The organism is Brevibacillus composti (assembly GCF_016406105.1).
GTDB lineage: Bacteria > Bacillota > Bacilli > Brevibacillales > Brevibacillaceae > Brevibacillus > Brevibacillus composti.
Window position 1 is genome coordinate 2,829,950 of the sequence record NZ_CP066308.1, and the last position, 12,034, is coordinate 2,841,983.

The window sequence follows — 12,034 nt, forward strand, 5'->3', positions numbered from 1 at the left end:
GCAGCCTTTTTCATCCTTCTTTGCGCTCCTAGTTTTTCATGCGCGGGTCGAGTGCGTCTCGCAGTCCATCTCCGATCAGATTGAAACCGAGAACCGTGAGCATGATGGAGAGACCCGGAAAAATGACGGTCCACGGCGCTTTTTGGATGTATTGCCGGGAATCGGAGAGCATTTTCCCCCATTCCGGCTCCGGCGCTTGTGCACCCAACCCCAAAAAGCCGAGCGCGGCCGCTTCAATAATCGCCGTGGCAATGCCCAGCGTGCCCGTGACGATAATGGGCGCCAAGCTGTTGGGCAGGATGTGGTGAAACAAGATCCGCGCGTCCTTCATGCCGATCGCCCTGGCAGCCATGACAAACTCTTCTTCCTTCAGGCTGAGCACCCGCGAGCGTACCAGGCGGCCAAAGGTGGGAATATTGATTATGGCGATGGCCAATAAGGCGTTTTGCAGCGATGGCCCCAGGATCGCCACGATCGCGATGGCGAGCAAAATGCTGGGAAACGCCAGCATCACATCGAAAATGCGGGAGATCAGCATATCGATCCAGCGTCCGTAGTAGCCCGCCAGCAAGCCGAGGATGGTTCCGGCGATGATCGACCCCATCACTGCAAACGTCCCTACCCAGAGGGAGATGCGCGCTCCGTACACCACGCGGCTCAAGATGTCGCGCCCATTGTAGTCGGTCCCAAACAGATGCTCCTTTGAAGGCGGCTTGTTCTTCATGACCAGATCCCCCTGATCGTAGGGATACGGTGCGATCAGCGGGGCAAATAAGGCCACCGCGACGAAAAACGTGATAATCGCGAGGCCGGCCATGGCCAGCTTGTTCTTCCTCAAGATCTTCCATGCATCCCGCCAAGGAGAGGAGGCGGCCATGTCCACTTGTTCGATCGGTGCGGTCTGCACATGTGTTTCTGCCATACTCTCGCCCTCCTAGCGGTACTTGATGCGCGGGTCGATGGCTGCGTACAAGAGATCGACCAGCAGATTAATCAGGACAAAAATCGTAGCGATCACCAGAATACCCGATTGAATGACCGGGTAATCGCGGTTGCCGATCGCGGTATAGATATAGCGGCCCACGCCCGGCCAGCCGAAAATGGTCTCTGTCAGTACGGCACCTCCGAGCAAAAGGCCGATCTGCAAGCCAATGACGGTCAGTACCGGGATCAGCGCATTTTTCAGGGCATGCTTGTACACGACCCAAAATTGACCCAGGCCCTTTGCCCGCGCTGTGCGGATGTAGTCAGAGCGCATCACCTCAAGCATGCTGGAGCGGGTGATCCGCGCGATAATCGCCATCGGGATCGTCCCCAGCGCGACACCCGGCAAGATCAAATGCCTGATTACGTCCCAGCACTGATCCCAGCGTCCTGCCAATATCGTATCCAATATATAGAAGTGCGTAATCGCCGTCACGGGATCACGCGAATTGTCTCGCCCAACAGATGGCAGCCATTTGAGCTCCTGGGCAAACACCCATTGCTCCATCAGCCCCAGCCAAAAGACCGGCATGGACACACCGATCAAGGCGATCAGCATCGCCATGTAATCAAACCAGGAGTTTTGTTTCCAGGCGGATAAAATTCCCGCATTTACCCCGATGATTACAGCAAACAGCATGCTCACCAAGGTCAATTCCGCCGTAGCGGCCAGATAGGGCATCATTTCCTTGGTAATATCCGCTCCGGTGAGAAGCGATTTCCCCAGATCGCCAGATAAAATCTGTTTCAAATAATCGAAGTATTGCATATACCACGGGTTGTTCAGACCCAGGACTTCTCGCAGTTCTTCCACAGCTTTGGGACTTGCTTTTTCCCCCAGTATGGTGAGGGCCGGATCGCCCGGGATGGCTCGAATAATGGAAAATACAACGATGGACATGCCCAGTAGAACGGGGATGAGCATCAGGAATCTTCGAATGCTGTAGGCTAGCAATGCCATCTCCTCGCTTTCCTAAAATACAAGAAGCAAGGGCAAGAAGAGGTGTACGCCCCTCTTGCCCTTGCCTGGTTTTGCTTACCTTTTTAGCCGGGGCGCTCCCTGCTTTTCGCCGGAACGCGCAACGGCCCTCTATTCGATATCGACGTTCTCCAGACTTTCCGATCCAGTCGGATGCGGCTTGTAATTCAGCACACCCTTTTTCGCGGCGAGAGCCGGTGTCGAGTGAGCGAGCGGCACCATCGGCACCTCTTTGAAGATAATTTCCTGCACCTGCAGATAGAGCTTCTCGCGCTCTTCTTTGGTGGTCGCGGACTGGGCTTTCATCAGCAGCTGGTGCGCTTCTTCGTTAGCCCAGCGCGGACGGTTGTTCCCGCCGATGTTGTTTTTGTCCAAGAGAGTGGCCAGGAAGTTGTCAGGGTCGCCATTGTCGCCGGTCCAACCCAGCATGAACATTTCCTGCTCCCCGTTTTTGGTTTTCTCCAGGTAGGTCGCCCATTCCATCGTGACAATCTCAGCCTCAACACCGATCTTTTTCAAATCCTGCTGGATCGCTTCGGCAATCTTTACACCATCCGGCATGTAAGGGCGAGGTACAGGCATCGCCCAGAACTGGATTTTGAACCCGTTTGGATAACCGGCTTCGGTCAAGAGCTGCTTGGCTTTGTCCAGATTGAACTCGCGGTCCTTGATGTCGTTGTTGTGGCCCCAGATGGACGGCGGCATCGGGTTGACCGCCGGTTGTCCCAGTCCGGCGAAGAAAGCCTCGATGATCGCCGGCTTGTTGATTGCGTGTGCCAAAGCCTCACGAACCTTTGGATTGTCCAGCGGCTTTTTCTCCACGTTAAAGCCGACATAGCCGAGGTTCATGGACGGACGCAGGATCAGTTGCAAATCCGCATTGCTCTCGACGGTGTTCACGTCATCCGGATTGAGACCGTCCATGACATCGATCTCCCCGGAAATGAGCGCAGTCAGACGCGCGGAATTTTCCGGGATCACCTTGAATACCAGTTTGTCAATTTTCGGCAGACCGCTTACCCAGTAATTGGGGTTTTTCTCCAGCGTGATTGTGTCGTTCCGCTTCCACTCTTTGAAAATGTATGGCCCGGTGCCGACCGGCTCTTCATTGAACTTCTCCGGCCCTTTTTCCTTCAAAGCGGTGGGAGAAGCGATGGCGAAGCAGGACATGCCGATGTTTTGAATGAACGGAGCCAGCGGGCGATTCAGGGTAAACTTCACCGTGCTGGCATCGACGGCCTCGACGGACTTGATCACGTGATTCTCGTCGCCCAGATATCCGCCGAACATGTCATTGTAGTATTCAAAGCCCTCTTTGTTGTGCTCGGGATGGTTTTTATCCATCCAGCGGTCGAAATTGTATTTGACTGCTTCGGCATTGAAATCCGTCCCGTCGTGGAACTTGATCCCCTGCCTCAGCTTGAAGGTGTAGGTAAGACCGTCGTCGGACACTTCCCAGCTCTCCGCCAGAGCCGGAACCACCTCGGTATTGTCATCCTTGTACTTCACCAGTGTTTCCATGATATTTTCGGTGACCTTGAAGGATTCCCCGTCTGTTTGCGCGATTGGATCGAGACCGACTGAGTCTCCGCCGCGTCCGTAGATCAACTGCTTCGGACCGCTCTTCGCCGGTTCGGCTGCCGGCGGAGCCGGTTGGTTTTGTGTTCCCTGATCTGTAGGCTGTTGTGTCGTCTGGCTGCTGCTGCAGCCGGCGAGCACCATAGAGAGCGCTAGCAAGCTGGTCATGATGGTAGACATTACTTTTTTCTTCATGCATGATCCCCCTTAGCTTTCCCGTTTTCCTTGTTCCACTTGCGCAATCTTCTGACAATCGCTGCTCCACATCCCCCCTTTTTCATCCGATCCTCCCTGCTTCCTGCTAGTACAGATGGCACGCCACAAACTGGCCGGGCCGGGCCTCCTTGAAGGGAGGGCGCGCCGTCCGGCATTCCTCTGTCACGTGCGGACAGCGGGTGTGAAACGTGCAGCCGCTCGGCGGATTGGCGGGGCTTGGTACGTCCCCCTGCAGAATAATCCGCTCCCGCGCCGCATCCGGATCAGGGGAAGGCACCGCGGACAGGAGCGCCCGCGTGTACGGATGAAGCGGATTCTCATACAGCGTCCGGCTGTCCGTCAACTCTACCAGCCTGCCGAGATACATCACGCCGATGCGATCGCTGATATGGCGCACCACGCTCAAATCATGGGCGATGAACAAATACGTCAAGCCGAGGCTTTTTTGCAAGTCCTGCATCAGATTGAGGACCTGGGACTGGATCGACACATCCAGGGCGGATACCGGTTCATCGGCCACGATCAGCTTGGGATGGAGCATCAGCGCTCTGGCGATGCCAATCCGCTGCCGCTGTCCGCCGCTGAACTGGTGCGGATAGCGGGTCGCGTGGTAGCTGCTGAGGCCTACGACCTCGAGCATCTCCCGCACTTTTTGCTTTCGCTGCGCCTCGTTCCCCAGGCCGTGAACGATCAGCGGCTCCTCCAGGATCTTTTCGACCGTGTGGCGCGGATTGAGAGAAGCAAACGGATCCTGGAACACAATCTGCATGTCTCTGCGCATCCTGCGCATCTCTTCGGCTTTTAATGCGGTGATCGCGACGCCGTCAAAGATCACTTCGCCCTCGGTGGGCTCGATCAGCCGAAGCAGCGAGCGGCCCGTCGTCGACTTGCCGCACCCGCTCTCCCCGACCAAGCCGAACGTCTCTCCTCTCTTGACCGTAAACGAGACGTCGTCCACCGCTTTGACGACTCCGATTTCTTTCCCGAAAACGCCGCCTGTGATCGGGTAGTATTTCTTTAGGTTCTTGACGATGAGCAGATCTTCAGCCACCTGCATGCTCCTTTCGGGGGTTATTCTGTCAGCCAGCAACGGCTGCGGTGATTGTCTCCCACTGCCTTGAGCTCCGGCATCTCTGCCCGGCAGCGGTCTGTCGCCTGCTCACAGCGCGGCGCAAACCGGCAACCGACGGTCAGCGTACCGGGAAGCGGCACGTTGCCCGGGATGGAGTAGAGTCTCTCCTGCTCTGTCTCCAGCTTGGGCAGGGAGTTGAGCAAACCGATGGTGTAGGGGTGCTTGGGCGTTTTCAGGATGGTCCGGACATCTCCTTCCTCCACCACATTGCCCGCATACATCACCACGACGCGATGGCACATTTCCGCCACCACGCCCAGATCATGCGTGATCAGCAGGATAGCGGTCCCGGACTCGCGGTTCAGCTGCCGCATCAGATCCAGAATCTGCGCCTGAATCGTCACGTCCAGCGCTGTCGTCGGCTCGTCGGCAATCAGCAGCTCGGGGTTGCAGGCCATCGCCATGGCGATCATCACGCGCTGGCGCATCCCGCCGGAGAGCTGATGGGGATATTCGTGAACGATCCCTTCTGCCCGCGGGATCCCTACTTTTTTCAACATGTCTATGGAACGCTGAAGCGCTTCCTTTTTGCTCGTTTTGGTATGTAAGCGGATGGCTTCTCCGATCTGGTCGCCAATCGTGTATACGGGATTGAGCGAGGTCATCGGCTCTTGAAAGATCATCGCGATCTCGTTTCCGCGAATCTCCCTCATCCTCTTTTCGCTCGCTGCCACCAGATCTTCTCCTTTAAACCGGATCGAACCGCCGACGATCCTGCCGGGGGGCTGAGGAACCAATCTCATCACGGAAAGCGAGGTGACACTTTTTCCACATCCGGATTCACCGACGATGCCCAGCACTTCCCCTTTGTTTACACGGATCGTGACCCCATCTACAGCAGGTATCTGGCCGCGGTCAGTAAAAAAGTGCGTTTGCAGGTTTTCGATTTCCAGTACAGGTTGAGTCACGAAGGTGCACCCTCTCTTACCGATATATTCCTTGGGATAAGATGATTAGTTGTCAACATTATGACATTGATCCAATTTTTTGGCAACGTATTAAATTTAGAAAATTCCAACTGAGTTTCACACCAAAAATATTTTTTACTCTTGAAGCGGCACAAAAAAAGCCCGATTGACGGGCCTTTGCCGCTTTTCCGGCTTTTCGTGTATTCTGTTTGTCAATAAACTACTCTATGGCTCAAACAGACGAGCGATCCAGTCAATGGCCGCTCTGGCGCCTTCTTTTACTGCCTGCCCCATCGTTTGCCCTGCCGTGCTGACATAGTTGACAATCTGTCCCGGCGCCGCCTGCACCTCTTTGCCCATCACGGCAATTTCCATTTGTCCGTTATCTATTTTTTTAATCGAGAAGGTCTGCGTCTCCTGCTCCGGCAATCCGCTTACCTTGTGAATCCCTCGCTCCGCTGTCTGCAGTCCCAGCACGACTCCGATCAGCAGCACAACCAATAGTCCTGTCAGCCGCACCGTTACATTCATATCCTCTCACCTCTTCGCCGGCTCATCCGCAGCAGGCTTTGTCACCTTTTCCGCCTGCCAGTAATACTCCGCGAAAACCTCCGCAATCGCCTCTGCCGTCCGCAGCGACTCCTGCAGCGTATTGTGGATGGAACCTACTTCTATTAACAGACTGCCCGGTGAGATGGACTGATTATACTCGCCATGATCCGTTTTATCCCCTTTTTCCATCACGCCTCGCGACAGTCCCGGGTACTTTTTCTCCATGAGATGATGCAGCTCGTTGGCGAAAGCCTCGTTTTTCTGATAGTTTTTGTTCCGCTTCCCGATGACGAACAGGATGCGGGCGTAGCTCTCCCCGTTGATCGTCACCGTCGTTTTGCTGCGCGGAGCGGTGTCGCGGTGCAGATCGAAGAAGTAATGCAGCTCTCTGTTCTGATCCACAGCCGCCTGCACGGCCTTCAATGACTCCGCATACGAGAAGGCATAGGAACTGCCTTTATCCAGCAGCTTTTGGTAGATGTCTTCCTGATTGACTTCCGATCCGACTCCCAGTTCATTCAATTTGTCAGCGAGATGCTTCCCGACCATCGAGATGTTTCGCACCGGGTGGTCTACATCGCGCGTCTTCGTCTCGCTGAGCCAGGACTCCCGGTTGTGACTGTGGTAGACGTAGACCACTTTCTTGTTGCCTGTGGTCGGCTTGGCCTTCGGCTCCTCTGTGGCATCCCGCGCCTCCGGTGCCGTCTGTTCGCCTGCCGCCTCCTCCGGCACCTGAGGCGCGGCTACGTCATCCGCCTGTCCCGGCAGAGCGGGATACTCCACGTACAGATCAGCAAGGGACGAGCCTTGGCCGGCGACGACAAACCGAGCGTCCTCTTCGGTCAAAAGTCCGGGCAGTTCCCTTCCCAAGAGACTGCGCAGATCACCGGGGTGAATGCTGGTCGCCAGCCGAAAAACAAAGCCGGTCACGCTGTTGGTTCCCTTGTCTGTGGAGGTCTGCACCGTATCGGTCAAAGCGGGAATTTCCTGTCCCATCCATTTTAGCATCGCCAGACTTGACACATGAGAAGCTGCCCGTTGAACGGCAGAAGACGCGATCATCATCCGGTTTCCGCCCATGGCCATCAGTCCGGTCATTACAAAGAGAATGGCGGTTATGATTGACAGTACGATAAATTGACGTTGAATCAGGGGTGCCATCTGTCTCCTCCTCATGCTGCGGCTTCGATCTACGGCTGATTGACGTGGTTGTCAACCGCTTGTCTATGCTTTAGCTTATGAGCGTGCTAGAGACGATAGAACCCCTTCCTAGCTTTTCTCTCAAATTCTGTTTTCCGGTCTAATGCGTGTAAGCTGCGCTGTTTTTCCCGTCGACCGCCCTGTGGAGCGCACGATTCAGCCCCGTGGCGAGAACATTGGCCACGCCCTCGATAAAATCATCGACCTCTTTGGGCGTGACGACCAGATCCTGCCCCAGCGGACGCAGCACCTCGTGAATGAGCTGGAGCTTTTCCTGCTCGGGCAGAGAGCCGACCAGCCCCATGAAAGTTTTGCGCGCTTCGGGATCTGGCAGATCTTCCTCGGTATACGGCTCCTTTCTCTCCGGCAGGGCGCTCATCGCCAGCTTGTTGAAGGCCCGGTCCTTTTCTTTCAACGATTGGCCAAAGTGGCCGAGCAGATAGGTAATCGCATCATTCACGATCGTGGAGGCGAAAACGACGGTCGGCACGCCGATGGCGATCACCGGCACCCCCATCGTTTCCTGGTCAATCGCTTTTCGTTTGTTGCCGACGCCGGAGCCGGGATGGATCCCCGTGTCCGAGATCTGGATCGTCGTATTGACGCGGTGAAGCGCTCTGGATGCCAAGGCATCGATGCAGATCACGAAGTCCGGTTTGCTCTTTTCCACGACGCCGAACACGATTTCACTCGTCTCAATCCCGGTAATGCCGAGAACGCCCGGCGACAAGGCACTTACCTCGCGATACCCCTCTTCTACCGACTCCGGAGCAAGCGTGAACAGATGGCGCGTGACCAGCAGATTTTCCACGACCATCGGCCCCAGCGCATCCGGCGTCACATTCCAGTTGCCCAGCCCGACGACCAGCGCTTTTTTGTCCTCCGTAATCCCCAGCTCCTGGAGAAACGCGGCAAACTCCTTGGTGAACCTGCGGGCTACCTGCTCCTCGATCGCGGTGTCGTTGTCCCTCAGCTTGGGCACCTCGATGGTCAAATAGCGGCCTGGCAGCTTTCCGATCGCTCGCCCTGCCTCTTCGTTTTTCACGTGAAGCCGCGTCACTTTGATCCCCGGCTCCGCATCATCTGTCACCAGCTCTACGCCCGACAGCAAATCGGGAGCGGCTCCCTGCTCCGTTACCAGCTCATGCGCCTCCAGAGCCAAATCTGTCCGTATGGAATATCCGGATAAATCGAGATTGTGTACCATCTCCGCCACTGCCCCTTTCGCCATTTTGTTCCTGCTACTAGGTTGCTTGAAACCGCATTTTTTATTCTTAATCCTTTCTTGCAAATGGGCTGATCGCATGCTAGAATATGTTTTGTTGTATGTATTGCACGCCCATGGTCGTCTAAGGAGGTGACACACATGCCAAACATTAAATCCGCGATCAAACGCACCAAGCAAATCGAAAAGCGCCGCGCACAACGTGCATCCCAAAAGTCCGATCTGCGTACCGCAGTGAAAAACTTTGAGAAAGCGGTCGCTGCTCAAGATGTAGATTTGGCGAAATCCACTCTTCTGGTGGCTGTGAAAAAGCTGGACAAGGCCGCTACGAAAGGTCTCATTCATAAAAACGCAGCAAACCGTCAAAAGTCTCGCTTGATGAAAAAGCTCAATGTACTCGCTGCACCTGTAGCGTAAGTGACGTTGACACAGAAAAACCCGCGAACATCCCGTTCACGGGTTTTTTGTTTTGGCTCTCTCTTCAAACACACGGGTCATAAAGAGCTCCAGCGCCAGGCGCTTGTCCACCTGGCCCGACTTCATCCGGAAGTCCTCTTCGGCCAAGATGGCCAAAAGGCGGCGCAGCGAAGCCTCAGAGAAATGACGAGCCTGTTCTCCGGCTTTTTTCACGGCATACGGATGGACCTTCAGCATACCGGCCAACTGCTGCTGGGAATACCCTCGCGGCCCCCACTGCCTGATGTGCAGCAGCAGGCGGAACTGACGGGCCATCAGCGCCAGCAGGCGGATCGGCTCCTCTCCCGTCTGCAGGCAGTCGTACAGCATCCGAAGCGCCTTGTCCAGCCTTCCGGCAGCGATTGACTCGATCAGCGCAAAGACGTCCTGCTCCAGTGTGCGCGAGGCCAGCTTATCAATCACTTCATCCGTTATGACGCCGCCTTCTCTCCCTGCGTACAAAGCCAGCTTTTCCAGCTCCTTGTCCAATAGCCGAAGCTCCCCGCCGACGCGCTCCACCAGTCTGGCCGCCTGCGGCCGCTGTATGCTCGCCTGGTACTTTTCGGCCTGCCGCTCCACCCACGCGTACAGCTCGGCATCCCGCAGCGGCTGAAACGCGAGCATTCTCGCTTTTTGCTGCAGACTTTTTACCAGCTTCTTGCGCTCGTCCAGCTTGTCGGCCTCCGTGCACAGGATCAGCGTCGTATACGACGGCGGCTCCTCCAGATAAGGAAGGAGTCCGCTTGTATCGCTGTTCTCCAGTTTTGTCGGCGGCTTGCTGCCAGTCAGAAAGTACGCTTGTCTCGCGATGACGAGGCGATGCTCGCCCAAAAAGGGCAGGGTTTCCGCATCCTGCAGGATCTCCGCCAGCGGGGTTTCCATGCAGTCGTATACGCTCAGATTCAAATCCGCATAGGCCGGATCGATCATCTCTCTCTTCGCCAGCGTCATGAACTCCTCGGCGAGAAAGGACTCGGGTCCATACAAGACATAGATCGGCGCAAACTGCTTTTGTCTGATCTCCCGAATAGCCGTATGAAGCGGCATCTTCTCCCCTCCTCCATCCTGTTCCTGTGTCATTATAGCACAGCCTTTGCCCGCAGGGTGTACGCTCTGCGGCGGATATATACGAAAAAACCGCAACCTGTGCGGCTGCGGTTTCACGTCCGTTGGCACCTCTATGTAAACGTTAGGGAAGAAACCCCGGGTAACTTCTTCCCAAAACGGTAAGCAGGGGGTGCTTGATACTTTACTATACGCTTCCCATCCCTGATCGGTGCCAGTACATCTGTGATCATCGGCTTTTGGCTGTCGGGATGACGATCAGTTATCGTCGTTATCATCCTTCTGTTTTTCCTTGCCATTGCCGTTGTTCTGACGATGATCGTCAGCGTCATCATCATCGTCTTCTTTCTTTTTATCCTTCTCTTCTTTTTCCTTTTCCTTTTCCTCTTTTTCCTTTTCCTTTTGCTTCTGCTTCTCTTCCTTGTCAGGGACCTCTATGCCGATGGGGAAAGCCGGCTTGTGCTCTTCTTCGATCGCAACCGGTTTGACTGGAGGCTTTGGCAAATTGGGATCCGGCTTCGGAGGCTGCGTAGGAGTCTGAACGGCCGTACCTGACGGCTTCGCTTCCTTGGGCGTCTGATTGACCACCGGCTTTCGCGGTTTGGCCGGGGGCTCTGTTTTTTCCTCTACCGCTTCTTCGGATGGAGATGGATGATTGCTGGCAGGTGGAATCGGCGGCCCTACGATGAGCGGCGCTTCAGGCTCGGGCGGTGTAATAATCGAACCGTGCTGGTAGTTGTCTTCCGCCGGCTCCGGTTTTAACGGCCCCCCCGTGAGCATCAGTCCAATCAACAGGCTGGCGGCGACGACTCCGCTTCCGATCCGGGCTGTCCAGAGTGTCACCTTCTTCCACTTCGGACGTGCTTCGGCGGGTGCTGATTGGGCTGCCGCGTGCTTCGGTTCCAGCTTTGGCAATTCTTCATGCCTCCCGCTGATCGCAGCGGCCGGCCTTGCCTTCTCCGCTTCCAGCTGCGGAAGGATGGAGTCGACAATGCTGAACGGCGGTGTTACTGGGGGCAGCTGATCCAACTGCTGGGATACATGTTTCATCCGGTTGTACATCAGCTGCAAGCCAGGTTCTTTTAACAGGAGTTCGTGCAGCTGACTTTTTTCATCCGGTGAAAGATCTCCGTCCAGATCTCGCTGCATGTATTCCCAAATTTCTTCGTCGGACATTTACCCTATCCCCCCTTTCTGGTAGTCGTACAACAGCTCCTGCAGCTGCTGCCTGGCCCGAAACAGATAGGATTTGACCGTGTTGAGCGGCAACTCCAATGCCTCGGCAATCTCCTGATAGGAGAAGTCCTCCAGATAGCGAAGGACGACCACCAAGCGGTATTGCTTGGGCAGTTTTTCGATGGCCACTCTAATATCTTGTGACAAACTGCTGAGAAGGATTTCGTCTTCCACATTGTTCCGATCAGGGATGATCAGCTCGTGCTCGTCAATCGAGACCGTTTCTTTCTTTGCGCGAAATTTATCCATACAGACATTGCTCACGATCCGCTGGACCCATGTGGAAAATTTTGCTTTTTCCTGATAGGTGTGCAATTTGCGATAAATACGGATGAGAGCTTCTTGAGCGGCATCGAGAGCGTCCTGTTCGTTGCCAAGGATGTAAAAGGCGCTACGGTAGACAGAGTTCTCAATTGTGCGGAGCAATTCCACAAGCGCTTCGTGATCCCCGGCTTGCGCTTTCCTGATCAACTCTGCTTCTCCCATATTCTCCTCTCCCTCCT

General features: G+C 55.4%; 12 protein-coding genes. 1 reads left to right on the forward strand and 11 read right to left on the reverse strand.

Annotation, left to right across the window (positions count from 1 at the left end; all coding sequences use genetic code 11):
• Positions 1 to 28: 28 nt before the first annotated feature.
• From JD108_RS14425 to gpr, 8 genes are all read right to left on the reverse strand, one after another.
• Complete coding sequence (locus JD108_RS14425; RefSeq protein WP_198826738.1) at positions 29 to 922, reverse strand: ABC transporter permease; 894 nt, start codon at positions 920 to 922, stop codon at positions 29 to 31.
• A 12-nt stretch (positions 923 to 934) separates the two neighbouring features.
• The gene (locus JD108_RS14430; protein ID WP_198826739.1) at positions 935 to 1,945 is read right to left on the reverse strand and encodes an ABC transporter permease; all 1,011 of its coding nucleotides are present in this window, start codon (positions 1,943 to 1,945) and stop codon (positions 935 to 937) included.
• A 129-nt stretch (positions 1,946 to 2,074) separates the two neighbouring features.
• Positions 2,075 to 3,736 (reverse strand): ABC transporter substrate-binding protein, encoded by a 1,662-nt coding sequence (locus JD108_RS14435; protein ID WP_198826740.1) that lies wholly within the window; start codon positions 3,734 to 3,736, stop codon positions 2,075 to 2,077.
• Positions 3,737 to 3,842: 106 nt separating this feature from the next.
• A complete protein-coding gene (locus JD108_RS14440) occupies positions 3,843 to 4,808 on the reverse strand; it encodes an ABC transporter ATP-binding protein (protein WP_228728153.1) in 966 nt (321 codons plus the stop codon).
• 20 nt (positions 4,809 to 4,828) lie between these two features.
• On the reverse strand, positions 4,829 to 5,797 hold the full coding sequence (locus JD108_RS14445; protein WP_198826742.1) for an ABC transporter ATP-binding protein: 969 nt from the start codon (positions 5,795 to 5,797) through the stop codon (positions 4,829 to 4,831).
• 225 nt (positions 5,798 to 6,022) lie between these two features.
• Positions 6,023 to 6,328, reverse strand: a complete 306-nt coding sequence (locus JD108_RS14450; RefSeq protein WP_198826743.1) for a DUF3679 domain-containing protein — start codon at positions 6,326 to 6,328, stop codon at positions 6,023 to 6,025.
• Positions 6,329 to 6,334: 6 nt separating this feature from the next.
• Entirely contained in the window at positions 6,335 to 7,510 is a 1,176-nt protein-coding gene (gene spoIIP, locus JD108_RS14455; protein WP_198826744.1) for a stage II sporulation protein P, read from the reverse strand.
• A gap of 139 nt (positions 7,511 to 7,649) precedes the next feature.
• Positions 7,650 to 8,756, reverse strand: a complete 1,107-nt coding sequence (gene gpr, locus JD108_RS14460) for a GPR endopeptidase (RefSeq protein ID WP_198830135.1) — start codon at positions 8,754 to 8,756, stop codon at positions 7,650 to 7,652.
• Positions 8,757 to 8,915: 159 nt separating this feature from the next.
• Between gpr and rpsT the strand changes: the two genes are divergently transcribed.
• Complete coding sequence (gene rpsT, locus JD108_RS14465; RefSeq protein ID WP_198826745.1) at positions 8,916 to 9,191, forward strand: 30S ribosomal protein S20; 276 nt, start codon at positions 8,916 to 8,918, stop codon at positions 9,189 to 9,191.
• 36 nt (positions 9,192 to 9,227) lie between these two features.
• On the opposite strand, the gene holA is transcribed toward rpsT, so the two are convergent.
• From holA to JD108_RS14480, 3 genes are all read right to left on the reverse strand, one after another.
• Positions 9,228 to 10,277 carry a DNA polymerase III subunit delta gene (gene holA / locus JD108_RS14470; RefSeq protein ID WP_198826746.1) on the reverse strand — a complete coding sequence of 350 codons (1,050 nt, stop codon included), beginning with the start codon at positions 10,275 to 10,277 and terminating at the stop codon, positions 9,228 to 9,230.
• Between the two features lie 276 nt (positions 10,278 to 10,553).
• A complete protein-coding gene (locus JD108_RS14475) occupies positions 10,554 to 11,471 on the reverse strand; it encodes an anti-sigma factor family protein (protein ID WP_198826747.1) in 918 nt (305 codons plus the stop codon).
• A complete protein-coding gene (locus JD108_RS14480) occupies positions 11,472 to 12,017 on the reverse strand; it encodes an RNA polymerase sigma factor (RefSeq protein ID WP_198826748.1) in 546 nt (181 codons plus the stop codon).
• Positions 12,018 to 12,034: the final 17 nt, after the last annotated feature.